The sequence below is a fragment of the Butyrivibrio sp. WCD3002 genome, from assembly GCF_000424265.1.
Taxonomy (GTDB): domain Bacteria; phylum Bacillota; class Clostridia; order Lachnospirales; family Lachnospiraceae; genus Butyrivibrio.
The window spans coordinates 35,421-56,715 of record NZ_AUJO01000012.1; the positions used below are offsets into that span (position 1 = coordinate 35,421).

19 protein-coding genes are annotated in these 21,295 nt (G+C 42.3%); 2 read left to right on the forward strand and 17 right to left on the reverse strand.

The window, feature by feature from the left end:
- Positions 1-12: 12 nt before the first annotated feature.
- Positions 13-465 carry an ACT domain-containing protein gene (locus G608_RS0111150; protein ID WP_026496092.1) on the reverse strand — a complete coding sequence of 151 codons (453 nt, stop codon included), beginning with the start codon at positions 463-465 and terminating at the stop codon, positions 13-15.
- A 280-nt stretch (positions 466-745) separates the two neighbouring features.
- Here G608_RS0111150 and dapF point away from each other — a divergent pair, with 280 nt between their 5' ends.
- Positions 746-1,612 (forward strand): diaminopimelate epimerase, encoded by an 867-nt coding sequence (dapF, locus tag G608_RS0111155; RefSeq protein ID WP_026496093.1) that lies wholly within the window; start codon positions 746-748, stop codon positions 1,610-1,612.
- Here the strand turns inward: dapF and G608_RS0111160 are convergent.
- Together G608_RS0111160 and G608_RS0111165 are read right to left on the reverse strand one after the other, a co-directional pair.
- Positions 1,587-3,119, reverse strand: coding sequence for a hypothetical protein (locus G608_RS0111160; protein WP_026496094.1), 1,533 nt, complete (start codon positions 3,117-3,119; stop codon positions 1,587-1,589). The two genes, dapF and G608_RS0111160, sit on opposite strands and share 26 nt — an antisense overlap.
- Positions 3,120-3,308: 189 nt before the next feature.
- Positions 3,309-4,286: a hypothetical protein gene (locus tag G608_RS0111165; protein ID WP_026496095.1), complete on the reverse strand. Its 978-nt coding sequence runs from the start codon at positions 4,284-4,286 to the stop codon at positions 3,309-3,311.
- 277 nt (positions 4,287-4,563) lie between these two features.
- On the opposite strand from G608_RS0111165, the gene G608_RS0111170 reads away from it, so the two are divergent.
- On the forward strand, positions 4,564-5,232 hold the full coding sequence (locus G608_RS0111170; RefSeq protein WP_026496096.1) for a hypothetical protein: 669 nt from the start codon (positions 4,564-4,566) through the stop codon (positions 5,230-5,232).
- A 62-nt stretch (positions 5,233-5,294) separates the two neighbouring features.
- On the opposite strand, the gene G608_RS0111175 is transcribed toward G608_RS0111170, so the two are convergent.
- The 14 genes from G608_RS0111175 to G608_RS0111240 all read right to left on the reverse strand — a co-directional run bounded on the left by G608_RS0111175 (position 5,295) and on the right by G608_RS0111240 (position 21,158).
- Complete coding sequence (locus G608_RS0111175) at positions 5,295-7,178, reverse strand: polysaccharide biosynthesis protein (protein ID WP_026496097.1); 1,884 nt, start codon at positions 7,176-7,178, stop codon at positions 5,295-5,297.
- A gap of 48 nt (positions 7,179-7,226) precedes the next feature.
- On the reverse strand, positions 7,227-8,435 hold the full coding sequence (locus G608_RS0111180; protein ID WP_026496098.1) for a UDP-N-acetylglucosamine 4,6-dehydratase: 1,209 nt from the start codon (positions 8,433-8,435) through the stop codon (positions 7,227-7,229).
- Between the two features lie 98 nt (positions 8,436-8,533).
- Positions 8,534-9,955, reverse strand: a complete 1,422-nt coding sequence (locus G608_RS20945; protein ID WP_051209213.1) for a sugar transferase — start codon at positions 9,953-9,955, stop codon at positions 8,534-8,536.
- A gap of 98 nt (positions 9,956-10,053) precedes the next feature.
- Positions 10,054-10,593, reverse strand: a complete 540-nt coding sequence (locus G608_RS0111190) for a hypothetical protein (RefSeq protein WP_026496099.1) — start codon at positions 10,591-10,593, stop codon at positions 10,054-10,056.
- 112 nt (positions 10,594-10,705) lie between these two features.
- Complete coding sequence (locus G608_RS0111195; RefSeq protein WP_026496100.1) at positions 10,706-11,446, reverse strand: CpsD/CapB family tyrosine-protein kinase; 741 nt, start codon at positions 11,444-11,446, stop codon at positions 10,706-10,708.
- Entirely contained in the window at positions 11,443-12,276 is an 834-nt protein-coding gene (locus G608_RS0111200; RefSeq protein ID WP_051209216.1) for a YveK family protein, read from the reverse strand. The genes G608_RS0111195 and G608_RS0111200 overlap by 4 nt, the downstream gene beginning before the upstream one ends.
- A gap of 20 nt (positions 12,277-12,296) precedes the next feature.
- On the reverse strand, positions 12,297-13,370 hold the full coding sequence (locus G608_RS20950; RefSeq protein ID WP_035795415.1) for an LCP family protein: 1,074 nt from the start codon (positions 13,368-13,370) through the stop codon (positions 12,297-12,299).
- Positions 13,357-14,067 (reverse strand): CpsB/CapC family capsule biosynthesis tyrosine phosphatase, encoded by a 711-nt coding sequence (locus G608_RS0111210; RefSeq protein WP_026496102.1) that lies wholly within the window; start codon positions 14,065-14,067, stop codon positions 13,357-13,359. The genes G608_RS20950 and G608_RS0111210 overlap by 14 nt, the downstream gene beginning before the upstream one ends.
- Positions 14,068-14,191: 124 nt before the next feature.
- Positions 14,192-15,154 (reverse strand): class I SAM-dependent DNA methyltransferase, encoded by a 963-nt coding sequence (locus G608_RS20955; protein ID WP_026496103.1) that lies wholly within the window; start codon positions 15,152-15,154, stop codon positions 14,192-14,194.
- Positions 15,155-15,177: 23 nt separating this feature from the next.
- Positions 15,178-15,672, reverse strand: a complete 495-nt coding sequence (locus G608_RS0111220) for a COG2426 family protein (protein ID WP_026496104.1) — start codon at positions 15,670-15,672, stop codon at positions 15,178-15,180.
- A gap of 161 nt (positions 15,673-15,833) precedes the next feature.
- Positions 15,834-16,895: a histidinol-phosphate transaminase gene (gene hisC, locus G608_RS0111225; RefSeq protein WP_026496105.1), complete on the reverse strand. Its 1,062-nt coding sequence runs from the start codon at positions 16,893-16,895 to the stop codon at positions 15,834-15,836.
- Between the two features lie 98 nt (positions 16,896-16,993).
- The gene (locus G608_RS0111230; RefSeq protein WP_026496106.1) at positions 16,994-18,700 is read right to left on the reverse strand and encodes a glycosyltransferase family 39 protein; all 1,707 of its coding nucleotides are present in this window, start codon (positions 18,698-18,700) and stop codon (positions 16,994-16,996) included.
- Positions 18,681-19,742, reverse strand: a complete 1,062-nt coding sequence (locus G608_RS20960) for a hypothetical protein (RefSeq protein ID WP_051209219.1) — start codon at positions 19,740-19,742, stop codon at positions 18,681-18,683. Before G608_RS20960 ends, G608_RS0111230 begins: the two co-directional genes overlap by 20 nt.
- 387 nt (positions 19,743-20,129) lie before the next feature.
- Positions 20,130-21,158, reverse strand: a complete 1,029-nt coding sequence (locus G608_RS0111240; protein WP_026496107.1) for a glycosyltransferase — start codon at positions 21,156-21,158, stop codon at positions 20,130-20,132.
- Between the last annotated feature and the right edge of the window lie 137 nt (positions 21,159-21,295).

The following is a 21,295-nucleotide window of genomic DNA, read 5'->3' on the forward strand; positions in this document are numbered from 1 at the left end:
TTGTCTGCTGCTTTATACTTCGGCGTTTCTACCGATAATCTGTACCCTGTGTACACGAGGCGCGGACTCAAGCTTCATAAGAAGCTCTGCAATATCTCTGGTAGTAGGTAAAACCTGAATTCCTACCGAGAGAGCCGCAACTCCATTATAAGGTATCGCCTGATGAATTGTCAGTATATTTGCGCCGCATTCAGAAATTATCCTAAGGACATCCGACAGAACTCCAAGCTCATCATCCATCTGCAGGTTCAGGGTAAGTGTGGTTCCCTGCAGGCTGTCATGGAATTCATATATGTCGTCCTTATATTTGTAAAAAGAACTGCGACTTATACCAAGGCGCTCGGATGCTTCGTTTACAGTCTTACATTTTCCGGTATCAAGAAGCTTTTTAGCCTCCAGAACCTTCAGCAAAACCTCCGGCACCGCCTGTTTTTTCAAAACATAATATCCGGTTTCTTCCCTCATACTACTTCCTCTGAAATAATAAGATTGGCGCTGCGTGTCCGTCCCGCATAAACTGAATTTTGGAGTGTTTTTGTATCGCGGACATTTGTGCGTCCTTGAACGATATTATCACAGAACATTTTTCTTGGCAAGCACTTTAATGAATTAAATCAAAAAAGTTTTTTATCAAAGTTTTTAACAGAGCTTTGACATGACGCAAAAAAACTGAGTATAATCACAATAAGTTTTATTCTTAAGCGACTTAAATCAGACACAAACTTTCATTTACAGAGGTGAAAATATGCACTTTACGAAAATGCACGGCTGCGGAAACGATTATATTTACATAGACGGCGGCAAGGAGAAAATCTCTCAGGAGGAAAAGCCCGAGCTGGTGAGATACCTTAGCGACAGACACTTTGGTATAGGCGGCGACGGCGTTATTTTCATAAATCCCTTTGAGACGGATCTGGCTGACTTTGAGATGGAGATGTATAACGCTGACGGTTCCTACTCAGAGATGTGCGGAAACGGCATCAGATGCGTCGCAAAATTCGTCTATGACAAAGGGCTTACCGATAAGACAAAGCTTAAGATTGTAAGCGGCGGAAGGGTCAGAATCCTCGACCTGAAAACCGAGGACAACATCGTTACAAGCGTGAAAGTGAATATGGGTGCACCTATACTGACACCTATTGAAATTCCTCTTGCTCTTCCCGATGAGAAGGCCATGAATTCAGGTCAGATTGTGAACTACCCCATCACTGTAATGGATAAGGAATATAACATCACCTGCGTATCAATGGGTAATCCTCACGCAGTTGTCTTCCTTAACAGAGGCATGGATTTAGATTCCCTAGACCTTGAAAAGATAGGACCCAGATTTGAACATCATTCATTTTTCCCTAAGGGAATAAATACAGAATTCGTTACTATAGATGACAGAGAAAATGTCCACATGAGAGTGTGGGAGCGCGGAACAGGCGAGACCCTTGCCTGCGGCACAGGATGCTGTGCCACAGTGGTGGCCTGCATATTAAATGATCACACCTGCGACGATATTACTATCCACGTCAGAGGCGGTGAGATTCGTTGTAAATGGGACCGCGAACTGAACACAGTCTTTATGACAGGTCCTGCCACTACCGTTTTTGAAGGAGACGTTTAAGATAATCAGACAGCGTATTGCCGGCCTTTCGGCGTTCGCTGTCTTTTTCTATGCGCTCCATGTACTCATAGAAGGCAAAGGAAAACTGTCTGTGGGCAATGCAAAAAGCTGCAGTCGGCACGCTTGCGCCCGCAATAATGGTATCAGACTCAGAATGCGACATCACAAGGAGGGTAGCAGGTATGCTGTCAGATATGATGACACTGTAGCCCGCATATTTTTCGCACAGCCTCTCTGTCTCCTTAAGATGCTCAATATAATCATCTGCAAAATAGACATACTCCGCCGATCCTATCATATCCGAAAGCGGCATCGCAGCGCCGCTCTTAAAGTCTAAGGACTCCATCCTGCCGGATATTATCTCTGTAATTCTTCCGCCACCTTCGAGAAGGGATATCATGTTTTTTCGCATCTGTGATGCCACCTTGATAATAGATGGATCACCTGCTTTTTCTGCAAGCTTTTTTACCAGAGCTTCCGGCATGGTCCAGATAGATGGCAACGGACTGGACATATAGAACTTGCCTCCGGACACATCTTCATTTAAAAGAAGGTCCATAAATGCATCCCTGTTCTTTACCGAGAACATCTTCATAAGCGGCCTGCAGAGCTCGAAATAGTTGCTGTACTCCTTTTCCAACGCAGAAACCACTTCTGTATTTCTGATAAGGAGATTCACCATATCCTCAGTCTTATTCTCAACAGAGGTAGACACAAGGGCAGAATGACCCTGGGCTATGAAAAGCGATCTCCTGTACACACCATCCCTAAGCTTTGGATAATAATATGGCTCAATTGCCCCTGTGGAATAAAGAGGCATCCATTTTCTTATAGCCTCCATCATCTCTACAAGATCTCTGCTGATGGTGTGGACTATCTGTATGCGGGATCCGTTTTTCAAAAGCTGGAAAAGCAGCATTCCCCACTGCCTTGAAAACTCCGGGCTCTCATATAGCCAGCTCATATCCTCATCGGAATATAAGAACAATTTAAAGGGCTTCTTTTTCATTACAAGAGTCATCAGAAAACGCTTAACGCTCTCCCTTTTTCCCTGATTACCATAGGCCGCATAGACAGGAACTATCTTATCGTCAGAAGCGGGAGTGATTGCGGATTCATCAAAAGAAATGTCGCCACCGGGCATACTGCCACCATCAAGCATGTTCGTAATATCCGAAATAAGGTTCAAAACAGGCGCCTGTGTACTTACATCAGGTCCCTGCTCAAGCCATTTATAGAGGCTGCTCTCCAGCTCATCCTTATCGATAGGAAGCGCATCCGCCCCAAAGATCATCTTAGATACTGCTTCTATCTGGTATACATCTTTTATATTTCTGGAAAAATAAGCGGCAACCTCCTTAGAAAAGGACTGATTTTTCGGCGTACCGCGGCTTCCTGATCTGATTCTGCTGATATACGACGGATCAAAAGAAAGTGCTTTCCCCAAAGCTACATTCTTGGTATTCGTAAGATTCATGAGAAAATCAAGCTTTTCTGAAATATTCATACTCAATTGCCCCCATAAGACTCTTAAGATATAAAAATATCTTTGATATTTTATATTCTGGCACAAAGCATGACAAAATTCCATTAAGAAAACATGAATTTTTAATTCCGACGCACGCTCGAAGGACCTGCCCTTTGGAGATAAGAGCAGGTCCTTCGCTTTACCGTGTAGTTTATGAAACGGTGTGGTCTATTTAACTGTATCGATTCCCAATGCCATTGGTATAAGCTTTTTATAACTCTCTGTTGCAAAGAACGGCTGTGATACTGCAACAAAGTAATAATATCCGTCTATAACAGTCATATAGCTATAGATAGCTATTGTAATGCCATTATCATCCATGGTTATCTCACTGATATGGAACTTCCTTCCGGCTATCTCCACATCTTCTTTATACACAATATTAGGATACATTCCTTCCATGATTCCCACGAAAAGTTCATGGAGCTGATCCTGGTTAAGAGCTTTGTATTCATCACCGCTTAAGTCCTCGCATTGAATCAGCATATAAGCCAAAGTATCCTTACTCAGGTTGTAGCTGATCATCTGCTGCTCTTCCTCTACTTCATAGGCTGATGATTCCTTAAATGTATAACTGCCGATCTTCCTCTCTTTATCGTACTTAGGTGTCTCAAATGCATAATCACAGTAGGAAATTCTGGTCTTATTATCAAGGGTCTCGATTCTGTATGGAGTTGTCATGTACTCATCAGCATACAAAAATGATATTCCGGGAGCATCATAATCGGTCCATCCGGTAAACTTACCAAACACTCTGATGTCCTTATCTACAATGCTGTTCATCAGCTTCATAAAATTCTCTGTGGGCTTATCGCCACAGTTTACAACCCAGGCAGTTGTATCATTGGTTACAATAAGGCTTCCGGTGTTTGCCTCATAAAAAAAGGCCTTTCCCTGAATCCAGATATTTTTTCCAACAAGCTTGCCATCGTCATTTACATAGGCTTTGTTGTCCGTAACTTTTTCAAATCCATCGGTAAACATAGGCTCTGCTACTTCTGATTCCGGAATGGACTGCGCAAGCATATCATGTGTAGTGGTCTCTTTTGCAGTCTCCTGATCTGTAGCAGCAGCCCTTGCAGAAACAGGCATCATAGCCAGCATAATTGCAAATATCAGTAGTATGGATAAAATTCTTCTCCTCATAAGCACTCTCCTTTTTAACCACATAATGGAACAGGCTCCCACACCCTTTCTACACTTCATACTTCAATTCTAGCATCGGCGAAAGCGCAAAAAAACACGCAGCAAAGCTCTGTCATTGACAGTTTTTGTCACGTGTTTTTTTAGATATTCTTCATAAATATTACTTTGAAATTTTATTTCCAAAAAACGGGTACCATTAACAAATAATAAATATTTAAATATACTGGAAGTTGCATTATAATCATTAGGAAAATCAAAGGAAAGGTCTAATATAAGTATGAAAAGAAAAGCAACAATAGCTATGATGCTTATGTCCGCTATGTTAATCAGCGCATGCGGCAGCAATCGAAACGATACTCTTTCACAGATATCGACTGACAAAAAGATAGAATCAAACGGAACAATCCTTGATGTTCTGGTGGCTGATTACTCCACCAATGACGAGATCAAAAAGGCACTCTCAGCCAGCAACATAAGCTACAAGGAAGAGGATGAAGGTATTTTCAGTGAAGGCACCGTAAAATTCCTTGACTATGACAGCACCTTTGAGATTTACTGCTCCGAGGGCAGTATCTACGAAGCTTATGCCAACATATATTTCTCAGACAAAAATACTTATGACAGTGCAAAAAACACTCTGTCAGATTATTTATCAACCAAAATAAAGGATTCCAAAGGCCTTGAAATCACTTATGATTCAGAAACTGATATGACCTATTATCCCATCACAACCTTCAAGTCAGAGGATGAAGAGATGGTGCTTTACCTGACACTGTCCTCCACAGAATTTGAATCCACACCCTCCGGAGACTATATGTCCTATGGCTATGAAATAACAGAAGGAACCGCATATCTTTCAGACTGGGATATCATGACTTCTCCTACAGGTGAAGACGCCGATATCGAAGACGATGAAGAAACAGATACAGAAGATGAGGATGAATAATACTGTTATCATTTTTTTATTAATAAATGCCATCTTGAATCAAAAATTCAAGATGGCATATTTTATGCCGGAGAACTTTCTTTTTCCGGATGATAGGTATCTACTACCTTCGCGACAAGCTGTTTTATATTGGCATCGTTTTTCTTTGATGCAGCATCGAGTTCGTCAAGCTGAGCAGCAAAAAGCTCATCATTCATATCGATAGGTCTTCCGATATAGATCATGTTATTAGCTGTTTTCTGCTTACCCTCCTCGTCCATAAGAATTTCTTCATACATCTTTTCTCCGGGACGAAGACCGGTATAAACAATCTTAATATCCTCATCTGGCTTAAGTCCTGAAAGCTTGATGAGATTTCTTGCCATATCATCAATCTTCACAGGCTTACCCATATCAAGAACAAATATCTCACCGCCCTTGGCATAGTAGCTTGCCTGTAAAACCAGGGATACAGCCTCAGGAACCGTCATGAAATATCTGACCATATTTTTATCCGTAACAGTGACAGGCCCCCCCTCTGCTATCTGCTGCTTAAAAAGCGGAATAACAGAGCCGTTTGATCCAAGCACATTTCCAAATCTGACTGCAGAAAAAACAGTATCAGGATATTTTCTGTCCATCATCTGAATGATCATCTCGCAGATACGCTTTGTGGCGCCCATAAGTGATGTAGGATTTACCGCCTTATCTGTAGATATCATAACAAAGCGTTTAACCCCATAATTTGCTGCCGCAAGGGCTGTCTTATAGGTTCCCATTACGTTATTTTTCACGGCCTCGTTGGGGCTTTTCTCCATAAGAGGTACATGCTTATGAGCCGCTGCATGGAAAATAATGTCCGGTCTGTATTCCTTAAGGACGCCTCTGATCCTGCTGGTATTTCGCACAGAACCGATCAGAGCCTGAACATCCAACTGAGGATATGCGCGCTTAAGCTCCTGCTCTATCTGATAGGCATTATTCTCATAAATATCAAATATAATAAGCTGCTTTGGATCTGCGGCCGCAATCTGCCTGCAAAGCTCAGAGCCGATGGATCCGCCACCGCCTGTAACCATGCACACCTTATCCTTTATTGAAGAGAAAATCTCACTGTTGTTAACCTTTACCTCGTCTCTCTCAAGAAGGTCCTCAAGATTTACGTCACGAAGCTTGGATATACTGACTTCACCTGAAACTATCTGTAAAAGTCCGGGAACAGTCTGAAGTTTACAGCCAGTCTCCTTACATATATTCAAAATCTCACGTCTGTCCTCTACCGGTGCAGATGGAATGGCATAGATGATTCTGTCTATATCGTACTTTTTGCAAAGAGCTACAATATCATCTCTTCCGCCGCCAATCTTTATTCCCTGAAGATACCTGCCCCAGGTGGTCCTGTTATCATCAACCAGCACCCTTACCCTGTATGACTTAACCAGCTTAAGATCCGTCAAAAGCTCTCTGGCAGCATGCCCTGCACCGATAATCATGACATTGTCACGCTCATTTACTTCTTCATCATTATTTTCAAAAAGATGTATGGGACTGCCCTTTACCACCCTGTAAGAAAAGCGGATGCCAAGGCAAAAGATCATGTTCAGGATAATTGCAATAAAAAGGCAGCTCCTGGGAATATTGAGAAAGCTTATCCTTATCTCTGCAAACATCATAAGTGACAGCACAAAATACGCCAGCATGGTGCGGTAAACCTCAGCCAGTGACGCAAAACGCCAAATACTGTGATACAGCCTGAAAACATAATAGACCGCTATAGTTGTCACAGCAGCACAGGGCACAAGGATAAGAATATTATCCCTGTACAGCTGTGGTATATCAAAATATCTGAAATCAAAACGAACAAGCAGTGCCAATACATAAGACACCACCACACTGAGAATATCAGCAATTAAGATTAAAAGCACAAGCGCATAGTATCGCTTTGTCGCTTTATAGAAATTCCCCATACAAAACCTGCTCCTTATCCCAAAGCCAGCCGTCCAGACTTCTATCCATTACATTCTTCCATCAAGGAATTTCCCTGTTTCCTTGTGATTAAAGTTAGGAATCATGTCGTTAAATAAGTCTATAAGATCTGCTCTCTCCCAAGCACCTGCCTTTTTCATGGCAGTAACCCTTCTTACGAATTCATCAAGCTTATCACCGTTATAAACAGGTTCATTTTTAATGATACCAATAGACTCAAACCTGTTCATATCAAGAACTTCATTATCAGTATAGAACTCCTCAAAATCCTTCTCACCTGTAGTATCAGAATTAAAGAAATAAACAGGGTACTTGTGCACAGCCTTAAGTTCATTTACCCTGTCTCTTGCCTCCTGCTCTGTATCACACAAAACAGGCTCATAGCCAAGATTATGCAGGTATTTCTCTGCAATGCTGCTAAAGGTAATAAGATTGAGCTCTTCGCTGAGCTTAGGAAAATAAATATCTCTGTTACCGCCTGTAAGACATGACAACAGACACAGCTCACCTGACTCCTTGGGTGTTACAAAATATCGTCTTACATCACAGGGTGCTGACAGGGGCTGATTTTTATCTATTCTTCTGTTGAAGCCGTAAAGAAGACTTCCATCTGAGAATGCAACATTGGCAAATCTCGCCATGGAAAGAGGCATATTCTCGCTGCTTCTGTTTAAGAACATCTCCATAATGCGCTTGGATGCTCCCATCATATTAACCGGATTTGCTGCCTTGTCAGTTGAAACACAGAAATACTTCTTAGTTCCCATCTCCTGAGCCATGCGCATAAGCTTCTCAGTATAAAATATATTTGTATCGACCATACGCATAAGAGTATAGGGATCCTTCTCTGAGCGCACATGCTTAAGAGCAGAGGTGTTGAAAATATAATCATAGCCTCCGATACGCTTTTTCTGAGCCTCAATAAAATCCTCGAAAATTTCACTTCCACAGTCTATTGCAAAGGTTGCAAACTCACCTGTGCCATATCCAACAGAGGACCTGATGTCTCTTACAAGCTCAACCATGTTATTCTCACTGATATCTACTACATGAAGAACCTTGGGATTTCTGGCAAAAAGCTCTCTGCAGATAGCTGAACCAATGGTTCCCGCACCACCTACTACAAGAAATCTTGATGAGCTTATGATCTCTGTAAGTTCCTTCTCATTATTCTTAATGTCCATATCGAACAGTGGCTCTGTTCTGCCAATCAGTTCAAGTATATTATCTTTTACCATCGTTTCTCCTCTGCTATTACCGTCAGTCTTCCGATTATTTTATTAGTGTCAAAAAAGGAGCACCCTATCGGACGCTCCTATTGTATCATAAAGCTTACTTACATTCTCTCCGGGGAGCGTATTTCTTTCCCTGAAACAGCACTCCTCATCTCATTTTGCTGTTCCTGTGTAAAGCCTTCTGTACTTTCCTTCCTGAATATTACCTTAATTGTCTCAAATATGATCTGAACATCCATAAGGAAAGAATAATTTACTATATAGATCATATCGAGCTTCAGCTTATCAAGAGCTGATGTATTATACTTGCCGTAAACCTGAGCGTATCCTGTAAGGCCACCCTTAACCTTCTGTCTGAACGCAAACTCAGGAATATCCTCGCAGTATTTCTCCACATGCTCTACTCTCTCGGGTCTTGGTCCTACTATGGACATCTCTCCCTTAAGAATATTTATAAGCTGAGGAAGCTCATCAATTCTTGTCGCTCTGATAAAATGTCCAACCTTTGTAATACGGTCATCATCTTCACCGGCAGGTCTTGGTTTTCCATCCTTCTCAGCATCGACTATCATGCTTCTAAATTTTAGAATCATGAACTTCTCACCACCAAGAGTACATCTCTCCTGCTTAAAAAATACTGGACCGCCGTCCTCTTTGTGAATAAGCAGCGCAACTACCAGCATTACAGGTGAAGCAACTATAAGTGCAATGGCTGAAAGCAAAACATCCATCACTCTCTTAAGTATTCTCTGCCATAATGGCATACCTATATTCCTGCAAAAATAAAGTGGCGTATCAAAAAGATTAAGCGCATCGGACGACTTAACTATGATATCAGAGAGCTTGGGCGTGAAATATACTCTCTTATCCATATCAAAGCATATCTTTATTATGTCGTTTTTCGGTTTACTTGGAATATCATTTATAAGAACAGCATCATAATTTGAAAGCTTTTTACGAAGCTCTTCTTCTGTTATATCATAGTGAATCTTACCGGTAATCTCGTACTTATCAGGTCTCCCTGCTATCTTCATCAGCAGATCATTCTCATTTTCACCACCGATTTCTAAAAGTGTCATAGGTGGGAAAAGCGTTCTGTAGGAATTGATCATCGGAACAGAAACAAAGCAAACTATTATACTCTGTATTCCGCCAAGCATCAGATAAACAAGTAAAAAGTCAAAGAAAAACCTGAATTGTCCTGTGATAGCCATGGAGATAAATACCTCCAGGAAATTCACGCTAAAAATGGCAACAACCTGTGATGCCAAAATATTAGTCTTCCTGTTGACTCCGATCTTATAGCCGCCCACACCCTTAAACATAACTATTGTAAGCACCACGTAAATTCCCAGTGCCATTCCAAGGTTACCAAGGCCGGTCAGCTGTCCGGTCGTATTATTTATTTTAACGAAGTTGTACCATACACGCACAAAAAGAGCTGCATCAATTATAGTTAAAATAGTGCAGCACACAGCTCTGTATAAGTACTTTCCTTCCATTGCTTTCTTTTTTACATTCATCCCTTTTCCTCAAAAATCGCAGGAGCAGAATTGCCCCTGCGATTCTTAGGTAGATTGTCCTAATTAAGATAATCTTTGGTTCTTAGACAAAGCTAGAATTACTTCTTAACTGTGCCCTTGAATCCTGCTTTCTTAAGAGCCTTTGCGAAAGCTTTACGCTCCTTTTTGCTCATCTTAGGGCACTTGATTACCATCTTCTTGGTATTCTTACCCTTGAAAGCGTTCTTCTCAACTGTAAGAGCCTTCTTAGAATTAACCTTAAGAGTCTTAAGCTTCTTAGCTGTTACAGACTTCTTGCAAAGCTTTGTGATTGATGCAGGAAGAGTAACTGTTGTAGCCTTAGTAAGGTTCTTAAGTGCCCCTGTACCAAGCTCTGTTACAGTGTACTTAACGCCGTTAACCTCAACAGTATCAGCGATAGTTACAGACTTCTTTGTGGACTTAGCAACGCTTGTAAGTGTAGCTGTTCCATCAGTTGTTGTCTTAACAGTCTCACCAGTTGTAGCTGCAGCAGATTCCTGAGCAACAGGCTTATTAGCTGTTGTAGGGCTTGCTGTCTCAGCTGCGTAAACAGGAGCTGCAAGAACGAGAGAAGCTGTAATAACAGTAGCAAGAGCTCTCCTCATGAACTTGAACATCTTAGGTGTCCTCCTTTCTTCGTATCGCTCCGAAAGAAACAATACTCATTATAGTATATCTGAGTAACCGGAAGAATTCCGGATAACCCACGTAAATGAATTAAGCTGCGGATCAGCTTTTCTTACCATAGTAGTAGGAATCACTACTATAATATTTTCCATAGTGACCATAGTATCTTCCGCCGTACTTCTTGTAGTAGTAGCCACCCTTTGAGCCCTCTACACGGTTTAGAATGATACCAAGAAGCGGGCAACCCGCTCTTTCAAGCTGCATAACAGAATGCTTTACCATGCCCTTGGATGTAACACCACCTCTAACTACAAGGATGGCTCCATCACACAGTGAACCAATTCTCTCACCATCTGATACCAGATCAAGCGGCGGAGCATCTATAAAGGTATATCTGTAATTCTCACCGGCATAGTCCAGCAGATCTTCGAATCTCTGATTCTCAAGAAGCATTGAGGGGTTAATAACATTATCCACATTGGGAAGAATATCCCCAGCTTCTATATCGGTATTGAATATTGAATCCTTTATAGGAACATCGTTAGCCAAAACATAACTAGTTCCTTCAATTTTACCACCATTTTCTAAACTCATGCCATATTTTTCTGTCATGATTGATTTTCTGAGGTCGACGTCTATCAGAAGACTCTTATAACCTGTCTCAGCCATCTGTCTCCAGAGCTGCATGGCAATAAAACTTTTACCTTCATTAGGTGTTGTTGACACCACCATTATTTTTCTAACATCCTTCCCCAGGAAGCTGATGTTAATTCTCAGTCTGTTAAAAGCCTCTTCAACAGCATAGGGAAGATCTGGATTATTCTTTATTATGATCTTATTCATTTCTTTTTCTTATGCCTCTTCCTGGATTTTCTGTCTATTATTTTAGCAAGTCCTTTCTTATTGTCACGGTCATGCTCCAAGAACTCTGAAAGGATTCCTATATCACTCTCCGGAATAGTAGTCAGAGGCATTACTCCGAACATCTTCTCCACATCCTCAGCTGAATTGAAGGTGTCATCCATTACAAACATTGCTGTAAGAATAGAAACTATTACCACAAGTCCCACAAGCGCACCAATAATTATGTTCTTGGAATAGCTTGGTGAACTTCTGTGTATCGGCACAATCGCAGGCTCAATGATATGAGGCTTTGATGTATCCATAAGCTTTGGAACCTGTGATTCAGCGTCCTTCGCGAGAGCATTGGCTATCTCTGCCGCTTCCTCCGGACTGGTGCTGGTAACCTTAATTGTAAGAATACGAGTGTTGTTTACTACTGATATAGATGTCATACCAAGGAGCTGCTCGTAAGTATAAGGAAGATCCAGTTCCTTGATTACATCCTCGAATATAGGTCTTATCTTAACGACCTCCTGGTAGTCCGCCGACAGGCTGGTACCAAGGTTAAGGTCTGTGAGATTTACAAGTGTATCACTTGAAGCTGATACCATGTACAGCTTCGCTGATGCTGAATACTTGGGTGTGATTAAAAATACAGTTATAAGTCCTGATATAATAGCACCTGCTATGAAGAATAATACTATCCATCTAAGCTTTGCCTGCAGGTAGAAAAAGAGATCTACAAGATCAATCTCCATTTCACCGTTCTGGTTCTGATCGTCATTTAATATTGTATCGGTGAACTGCTTCGCCGTTTGTTTCTTATCCATAGTAATCCCCGTGCTCTGTTTTATTCCTCATTCTCTTCCTCCAAACTAAGCGTCTTTACTTTTTCAATGTCATAAAGCTTCGTCATAATTTCCAGAAAAGAGTTGTAATCTATATAAAATTCCTGATGTTCAATATTATCATCAAGGAGCTTACCAAGCTTATGGGCACCTTCAAATCTCTGTACCCCAAGATTCTCTCCCTGACTTATTCTGTTCAGGATTTTTGAGATATCGTTGCCTGTAAGGTCAGTATTTGCATACTCTTTCATATCCTTATAGGCGGTATTGGGAAAGTTGGCATTTTCCTTGGTCTTCTCAATTATCTTGTGAAGATAGGCATCCATATATTGCTTCTGCCTGTTCATACGGTTCTCATTTGATCCGTCTGCCACGCTCATTCTGGCTCTCAGAAAGGCGTATGCCTGATCATCACTAAGTGTGATGGTCTCTCCCTTTATTAATGAAGGATCAGCTTCTGTCAGGTCGTCCTCTATGGTGACCGTAACCCCATCAACTATATGGTTGAGTCTGGGTATCTGATCCATATTAACCTCGTAATAACCCTCGATTGGAACTCCTCCAAGGAGGCTCGATACAGTATTAACTGTATTCTCATTACTCTGCTCGCTATTTCCGCCATACCAGTGAGCTGTACATATCTGCATCTCTGATGATGCGTAAGCGGATCCGTCCTCATTCATCATGGGAACGTCTGTAACTGTGTCTCTGTCTATCTGAAGAAATGCATAATTATTATCAAGTCTGTTCAGAACCAACAACACAAGGTAATCAGCCATCTGGCCTCTGTATTTTCCGTCATCTTCCGAGTTGCCACTTGCATCTGTTCCTATTATAAGGTAGTTTTTAACATCAGTATTATACCTGTATACTGTATCTCCGATAAGCAATTCATCCTCGGCGAGTTCATACTCATCGTACTCATCATCCGAGTCATCGTCGGCCTCAGCTCGCTCCGCATAGGCTTTTTGCTCCATACGCTTTTCCACAAGCGATATTCCGAAGAAAAGAATCGCAACCGCTAAAGCAGCACCTATAAGAGTAAGGACAACTTTTGCTTTCTCAAATCTCTTCATTTTCCCATATTAGCTTTCCACGTTTATCAATGTTCTCTAGCACTGAAGCACCAAGCTTTTTCTCAATAACAGCCCGTCCTTCCGTCAGGTTTGGAACCCTGCTAGTGATATTGTGACAATCGGTACCAAGTATAATCCCATGCCCCTCTTTGATAAACCTGATATCAAATCTCCTGCTCTTCCAACTCAGGAAGCTCCCGGTATTGATCTGCGGGATAACAGGAAGGTCCAATATATCACTCCAAACAGCTTTATCTTTTTGAAACTGATAAAACCTCTCGATGTGCGCAAGTATGACTCTGAGCTTCTGCTTCTCTATGATGTCCTTCACGTCGCGGTAAATGGAACTTGTCCACTGAGCAAATGGCATCTCCAACAGTATGTAGTCCGTACCCTCCATACACAGACGCGGTAATATATCCGCCTTGCCCATTCCGGGAAAGTAGTAGACTTCAGCGCCAAGCTTAAATTCAAGCCCGTCTGTAAGATCGGCACAATTCTCCTTCACGCTCTCGTACGCTTTATCGCGCTTTTCAAGAAAATGCTGCGCATTTTCATTCTGAGCGTAAAAATGAGGCGTAAACACTATTTTGTCTATGCCTTGTTGCCTCTCCCGCTGTATCAATTCTTTTGTCATATCAAGGTTGCGACTGCCATCATCAATCCCCGGCAGTATATGTGTGTGAAAATCAATCATGTTCTCTCTTGCTGTTAATTAGCTTTACCCATATGCACACCTAGCAGTCAAAGTATACATTAACCACTTTTCAATTTCAAGTGTAAATTTTTATTTTTTTTTAAGATTGAATTAAATCTGCTTTTTATATTATGTCTTTCCCGTGTTCCCTGGCAAGAATGTAAATTCTTTCGCTTTCATCCGTAGGCTGTGAGTGAGTTTCCGCGTCTATGGCTGTGATAAACTCCATTCCTGACTGTTCTATGAAGCCCTTCATTTCATTAAGAGTATAACCTCTTTGAAGGTGGGTTTCGATTGAACGTTCAAATAATTCCGTCATATCGTCAGCCCGCTTTCTCACAAAAAGGGTGAGATCATATTCGTTGATATTAGTGTCGACGTCGAAGAAGTTTTCCCAGATAAAACTGCAGTCTTCGCGGTTCTCGGCTATAGTCACATCGCCTATGACGTCCCTGTACTTGTGAAGTGTGTTGAAGTCAAAGAGGAAAAGTCCGCCTGGATAGAGGTAGTTGTTAACCTTGGTGAAAGCTTTTCTTATCTGTTCATCTTCTATTAGATAGTTAATGCTGTCGCAGACGCTGACGATGGTGCCAGCGGTGCAGAAAAGATCCAGCTCGCACATGTCCTGTTCAAGGTACATGATATCAAGACCTGCTTCTTCCATTTTCCTGCGGGCTTTGCCCAGCATGTCCCCCGAGTTGTCTATGCCCATCATGTCATAGCCGAGGTTCGCCATCTCCTGGGTAAAGCTTCCTGTTCCGCAGCCAAGCTCCACCACCAGATTCTTCTCCTGAAGAAGGAGGTCTTCTTCGGAGTTTTCTGCGTCATTCTCTTCCTGCTCATATTCGTATGTTGCGGGGATATCTCCCTCAGCGATTTCAGACTCTTCAATCTGATATTCGTTTACGCCGTTAGTTTCGTCTGTGCTTATCTGTTCTGACTCACTTTGGCTTTTCTGTATTTTCTTACAAGGCGCAGAAATCCCATATTGCGAAATGAGCTGTGATATATACACAGCCCAGTCGTGATATGGGGTCTCATCCATAAATTCATCATATACTTTTGCAAAATCGGTATAGGCTTCCATAATCAGCTCCTATGTGATCCGTATCAGCCGGCAATTCCTGTGATGGCGCTTACGCCAAGGAAGCTTACGATACCCATGATAGTGCCTGCAAGAGCGATTCCGCCAATTACTGCAAGAACGCTCTTCTTAAAATCCATATCAAGGATGGAAGCAGCCAGTGTGCCTGTCCATGCACCTGTTCCCGGTACAGGAATTCCTACGAATAAAAGGAGTGCCCAGTAGAGTCCCTTTCCTGCCTTCTCCTGAAGCTTAACTCCGCCCTTTTCACCCTTCTCGAGACAGAAGGAGAAGAACTTTCCGATTACAGGCTTATCCTTGCCCCACTCAAGTACGGTTCTTGCGAAGAAGAATATAAAGGGCATAGGGATCATATTGCCGATTGCGATAACTATATAAGCAAGCAGCAGATTAAAAGCTGGATCTGCAGCGTTTATACCGTGTGCCACGGGAATAGCTCCTCTGAGCTCTACAAGGGGAACCATTGACAGGAAAAATATGTATAGATATTTCTTTAACATTTCAAAACAGCCTTTCTGTTAATTCAAAACCCGGTTTTGTTTCCGGATAGTCTACTTGATAATTCAAGAATCCGATTTTCTTTTCCGGATAGTCTAAACATTCCAAGGCTAAATTCTAACAGAATGCAAGCTTATCAGCAAGGCTTTTTAGAATTTACATATTAATTGACAATTTCACCCAGTGCCTCGATAAGCTTATCCATCTCCTCATCGGTGCCGATGCTGATTCTGAGGTAATCGTTTATTCTGTCAGCATTCCAGTGGCGGACAAATATACCTCTCTTTTTAAGCTCTTCGAAGATATCATTGCCGGACATGGTGCCATGTTTTGCGAAGATAAAGTTGCTCATGGAGTCAGGGAATGTGAAGCCCAGCTCTGTGAGTTGCTTTTTAACACGCTCTCTTGTGGCTATGATCTTTGCGCAGGTATCTTTAAAATACTTATCATCCTCAACTGCTGCCACTCCAAGCTCTAATGTGGGCCTATTCATTGTGTATGAGTTGAAGGAGAACTTTACATCTCTCAGGTACCCGATGAGTTTCTTTGAACCAAAAGCAAAGCCTATGCGCATTCCTGCCATAGCTCTTGATTTTGAGAAGGTCTGAACCACCAGAAGGTTGTCATATTTTTCAATAAGAGGAAGTGCACTCTCACCGCCAAAATCAATATATGCCTCATCCACGATTACTACAGAATCAGGGTTAGCCGCAATTACCTTCTCGATTTTAGATACCGGCTCAAAGATTCCGACAGGTGCGTTAGGATTTGCAATTATGATACCGCTGTTGGGATTCTTTTCCGGCATGTAATCATCAAAATCTATGGTGAAGTCATCGCGAAGCGGGATCTTTTTATAAGGAACCCTGTACAGCTCCGCCCACACATCATAGAAAGAATAGGTTATATCAGGAAAAAGTATGGGCTTATCTGAATTAAAAAATGTAAGATAAGCCATTGAAAGTACGTCATCGGATCCAACGCCAACAAAGATCTGGTCTGCCGGAACATTATAGTACTTTGAAAGGGCGTCCACAAGGGATGATGCCTCGGGATCGGGGTAGAGACGCAGATCCTCATACTTCATGTTTTCAATAAGCTCTGTTACTTTTGGTGCCGGGGGATAGGGACATTCATTTGTATTGATCTTGATGATGTTTCTGTCCTTTGGCTGCTCTCCCGGAACGTATGGTGTTACCGTCCTGACAAACTTTTCATAACTCATAATGATCTCCTCTTTAAGTGATGCCCGGTGTATCAAAACGGGTCTTTTCCCTAAAATCGCCGCTTTTTCTGTAATCTATGCGGCGATTTCCCAAACCGTTACGCGATATCCCAGAACATATAAACAAGCAGTGAACCTATAAGGCACGCCGCCATTGCTGTATTTACGATGAATTTAACCGCTTTGCGTGGTCCCTTCTTGCAAACTGTCTGTACATCCACAAATCCGATTGATGTGAAAACAAGGGATGCGGTCATGTATCTGAAGTCGCTGCTGCAGGTGTATGGATATTTAAACACATACAAGCAAAAGCTTAGCAGCATAAATACGTAGGTTGTCCAGAGGAAAATACTTCTTTCCATGTGATTAAAAGCTTCTTCTGTACTGATAACGCCCTTTGATCGCTCCTCATCTGTAGGATAAGGAAGAGAATATCTGATCTTTCTTGTTTCCTTTATGATTTTTTTCAGATAAACCCACAGGAAAACTACCGTAGTAGCAACCGCCACGATAATGGATGCCACATAAGCTATCTGCGCAACAGAGAGCAGATAGTCGTTCATGCCTGCAGGATAAGCCTCAGCAAAAAGTCCCGTCTGGAAAAGAATTACCCAGGTATTATGGCTTGCCTCAGCGCTGATCGGATGGAAAGGGAAAGCCACGTTCCAGTCTGAAAAAGCAGGTATTCCGATAATCGACCATACGGAATAGGGGCCTGTGTACATAACCGACTCATTTGGAATGATAGCAGGTGAAGGTATTCCCGGCTTTTCTCCAAAGAGCACCAGATTACGTACTATATAGGACAGTCCGATTGGCACGCATATTACTGCGAATACCACAAACTGCGTTATGATGTTTTTCCTGACTAAAAGGTTTCCATCCTTAAATGCATTAACAAGTACGATAAGGAAGATAACTGCAATTGAAAATGCACAGATTGCGGTATTTAGTTTGCTTATCATTCCAAAGCCCAGAGAAAGAGCAATCATAATGATGTTTTTGATGTTCTTTTCCCTGATCCATACAAGAGTGCGCCAGATGGTGCAAAGAAGAAGGAGCAGCGCTAAGATGTCGTTATTTACTGAGCCTGCAAGCACCATCATTCTGGGATGAAACGCAAAAAGCATCATTCCGGGAATGACGAATTTTTCATTTATATCCGCTTCCTTAAGGATCTGCAGCATTACAACCATGCAAAGTCCCGAATAGATAAGTGTGGGAATCTGCAGATTTTCAAAAGCAAGCTCCTCTGCAACTCCAAGGAATCTCTGAATTGTCAGCCACAGCGCTTCGATTATATGATGAAGCGGCGGATGGTAATATCCGAAGTACTCATAAGGATCCATGGTTGGCAGATGGAAAAATTTATAGATGTACTCGATGTATCCGATATGTCCATTGTTAATCTGCTCTGTCCCAAAGCCGGTGAAGGTTCCGCCGTCGTTCTGGAGAGTTGTGATATCAAAGAAAAGAACATATCCAACACGCATCAGCATTCCGAGCCAGATAGTCCAAAGGATACCTCTCTCTGTAGTGAGATTCAGTGTCTTTGAAATGGTACCTTCCTTCTCCTCAGACTTGCGTCTGAATCTGATTTTCCCTGTAGCCTCGCAGTAAATGGCTGTAAGGCTCAAGAATCCCACAAGAAAAAGTATCATTATCTGAGGCTGTCTCGCAGCCAGGCCTCCTGCAATCGAAACCCAGTAATTGCCCTGCAAAATGGCTGTTATCAGAGCCATTACAAGTATCATTATTACCGACGCTCTTGTGGTCTTTTTATAATCAATACACTGTTTCAACATCAGTTATTTCTCCGTTTTCATCTATACTGTAGCTCCAGATGGCATGGCCGGGAATCCGGTGCTCTGTCAGAAACCACTTATCTCCTATTTTAAACATATTATAGGGTGTTCCGCCACCCACAAAATATTCAGAATAGATATCTTCATAGTCACCTGCGGCAAGTCCCTTAAGATCCTTTGTCCTTATCATGGTGGCTGCATCCTGACTTCCCACCACATCCGTAGATACCGTTATATAGTAATATGGCGCATCATATCTCATGGCCGCCATTCCGGCAAGGGAATCAGGGACGTTGTAGGTTTCTTTTATTTCCAGCGTCTTCTTATCACATCTGATAATTCCTGATGATGTGCCGTCTCCTCGAATTCCGGATACAAAATAAATATCATTTCCTTCTATATAAAAGGACCTGATATAGGTTCCGCTAAGTGTCTCTATCGTTCTTACCTCTGTCAGGTACATTTTGGTATTGCCCTCTTCGTGCCTGAAAACGTACATCTCTCCTGACATGGAGCTCCAGGTGTAGAAGGCTTTTTCCGATTCATCATATACCGTGTAGTGAGGCCTGTTGCCTATTCCGGTAAAACGCTGTGTATATTTATAGCCGTTTTCTGAAGGCTCGTACACTCGGACTTCATTTTTCTCTGTATCATCTATCAATATGACCTGCCCATCTCCTGCCATGGTATGGGGCTGACTCAAGTCAGTTGCCAGGGCTTTCCAGCTAAGAAGGTCACTTCCAAGGCTATCACTGTAGATAATCTGGTTGTGGTAACAGTCAGCTATGAAATAGTCACTGCCTATCTGCCCTATGTATGTGGGCACGCTTAAGGAGTACTCTGTGTTTGCGACAGGTTCGGATTCTGTACTCTCAATATCTTCCGATTCCTTGATATATCCGTCCGATGCATGCCACTGGGCTACCGGTGTTTCCTGCACCTGCTCTTCAATTTGTCTATTGCCTGTGAATGTATAGATCAGTGCGCCTGCAATAACTATTCCCACGGCGCCAAGTATTATAGCTAAAGTTTTTCTGGTCACTTTTAACTAAAGTCCTTTCAAAGTCTGCTTGATGGTAATTATATACTAGTATTCTGCTTCTGTCATTTATAGTCGCTGCTCTAATCGGAGAAATGTGCGGGTTTAGGTCGTGGGAATGTGAGGTTTTGGATCGGAGAAATGTAAGATTTTCAACCGGCAAGAATATTAGTGTCGCGCTAGAAAAGTACGAGAATACAGCGCAATTCTTCTTTTCAAGCCATTTCGCGGTATTATGAGACTGATATTCTCTAAATGAGAGCTTAAAGGATATTTACCCCAAGAGAAAACCCGCAGTTGCCATAGCATCTGCGGGTTATAAGATCATCTTTATTACCGATCGCCATAGACTTAATAGCAAAATAATCCATAAGAAAATGGAATGCTCTATCACTCCGGCTTGGGAGGTTCCCAGCGGGCAGCTTCCTTCTCGTAGTCCTCAGCCTGCTCAAGATTGCCAAGCTCTCTGTAGCACTCAGCAAGCTTCTGCATCGGCAGATCGCCTCCGTGGTGAATATCCAGAATGGGCGAGGTCTCATAGGCTGCATTGAAATACCATACGATAGCTTCGTCGATATCGCCGCGCTTTCTGTAGAATTCTCCAAGCTCATAGCACATCTCGCTTGATGCGATGGTGGTAACATCCTTAAGCGAATACTTGAGCACGCCAAGAACATCGTCCTCCAGCACTGCTATATGAGTAAGCACGCAGCTTGCTTCCTTTATCTGATCAAGGTCTCTTCCTGTATCGATTATGGAATCCGAGAAAAACTTCTTCGCAAGAATGAAATCCTCATCCCCACCAACCATGTAGAGCTCTCTTGCGTAGAGATTATGAAGCCTCTTTGAGATATAGCTTCCCATATCTACTGCACGTCTGAAAGCAGCCAGGTCTCTCTGGCCATGGTCTTCAGTGGGATTGTGCTGAATCTCCACCTCGCTGTTGCAGACAACGGGATCCAGCTGAATAGTCTCATGGATAGGATCCTGCCAAATAAAGCTTCGAACCCTTCTGAAAAGCTTAGGTCTAAGCTCCCTGTCATAGTTGTAAACAGTGTTATGGCTCAGCTGATTGCAGTAGTACATCTGTACCACATCGATATCGAGATCGTCGATATCCTCTTTCAGCTGCTTAAAGCGCTCTCTGTTCTCCTCATCTATTGTCTCATCCGCATCGGCGGCATAGATGTATTCACATGTAGCCTGTTTAAAGGAAAAATTTCTAGCATCAGAAAAATCGCCGGTCCACGCGAATTTGAAGACCTTCGCGCCGTAGGACTCTGCTATCTCAACAGTCTTATCGGAAGAACCGGTATCCACGATGATCATCTCATCAACCAGGTCCTTTACACAATCAAGACATGTAGCCAGTTTATCCTCTTCATCCTTAACGATCATGCATAAACTTACTGTAACCATAAATAGCCCCTCATTAAGATTCAACAAAGCTTATACTGCTCGAAATATCGATAAAATTATAAGTATATGTTACCAAATAAGCGTGAATGTGTCAAAAAAGCCCAACTCGCGCCGACCACAAATCCCCCCGATGAAGA

Bases quoted from the DNA above. Each gene is read 5' to 3' on its own strand.
- G608_RS0111165 (WP_026496095.1), bottom strand. From the start codon at position 4,286: ATGAGGAGAAGAATTTTATCCATACTACTGATATTTGCAATTATGCTG.
- G608_RS20945 (WP_051209213.1), bottom strand. From the start codon at position 9,955: ATGAATGTAAAAAAGAAAGCAATGGAAGGAAAGTACTTATACAGAGCT.
- G608_RS0111175 (WP_026496097.1), bottom strand. From the start codon at position 7,178: ATGGGGAATTTCTATAAAGCGACAAAGCGATACTATGCGCTTGTGCTT.
- G608_RS20955 (WP_026496103.1), bottom strand. From the start codon at position 15,154: ATGGAAGCCTATACCGATTTTGCAAAAGTATATGATGAATTTATGGAT.
- G608_RS0111220 (WP_026496104.1), bottom strand. From the start codon at position 15,672: ATGTTAAAGAAATATCTATACATATTTTTCCTGTCAATGGTTCCCCTT.
- hisC (WP_026496105.1), bottom strand. From the start codon at position 16,895: ATGAGTTATGAAAAGTTTGTCAGGACGGTAACACCATACGTTCCGGGA.
- G608_RS0111200 (WP_051209216.1), bottom strand. From the start codon at position 12,276: ATGGATAAGAAACAAACGGCGAAGCAGTTCACCGATACAATATTAAAT.
- G608_RS20950 (WP_035795415.1), bottom strand. From the start codon at position 13,370: ATGAAGAGATTTGAGAAAGCAAAAGTTGTCCTTACTCTTATAGGTGCT.
- G608_RS0111150 (WP_026496092.1), bottom strand. From the start codon at position 465: ATGAGGGAAGAAACCGGATATTATGTTTTGAAAAAACAGGCGGTGCCG.
- G608_RS0111180 (WP_026496098.1), bottom strand. From the start codon at position 8,435: ATGGTAAAAGATAATATACTTGAACTGATTGGCAGAACAGAGCCACTG.
- dapF (WP_026496093.1), top strand. From the start codon at position 746: ATGCACTTTACGAAAATGCACGGCTGCGGAAACGATTATATTTACATA.
- G608_RS0111240 (WP_026496107.1), bottom strand. From the start codon at position 21,158: ATGGTTACAGTAAGTTTATGCATGATCGTTAAGGATGAAGAGGATAAA.
- G608_RS0111190 (WP_026496099.1), bottom strand. From the start codon at position 10,593: ATGTTCAAGTTCATGAGGAGAGCTCTTGCTACTGTTATTACAGCTTCT.
- G608_RS0111170 (WP_026496096.1), top strand. From the start codon at position 4,564: ATGAAAAGAAAAGCAACAATAGCTATGATGCTTATGTCCGCTATGTTA.
- G608_RS0111195 (WP_026496100.1), bottom strand. From the start codon at position 11,446: ATGAATAAGATCATAATAAAGAATAATCCAGATCTTCCCTATGCTGTT.
- G608_RS0111160 (WP_026496094.1), bottom strand. From the start codon at position 3,119: ATGAATATTTCAGAAAAGCTTGATTTTCTCATGAATCTTACGAATACC.
- G608_RS0111230 (WP_026496106.1), bottom strand. From the start codon at position 18,700: ATGTTGAAACAGTGTATTGATTATAAAAAGACCACAAGAGCGTCGGTA.
- G608_RS0111210 (WP_026496102.1), bottom strand. From the start codon at position 14,067: ATGATTGATTTTCACACACATATACTGCCGGGGATTGATGATGGCAGT.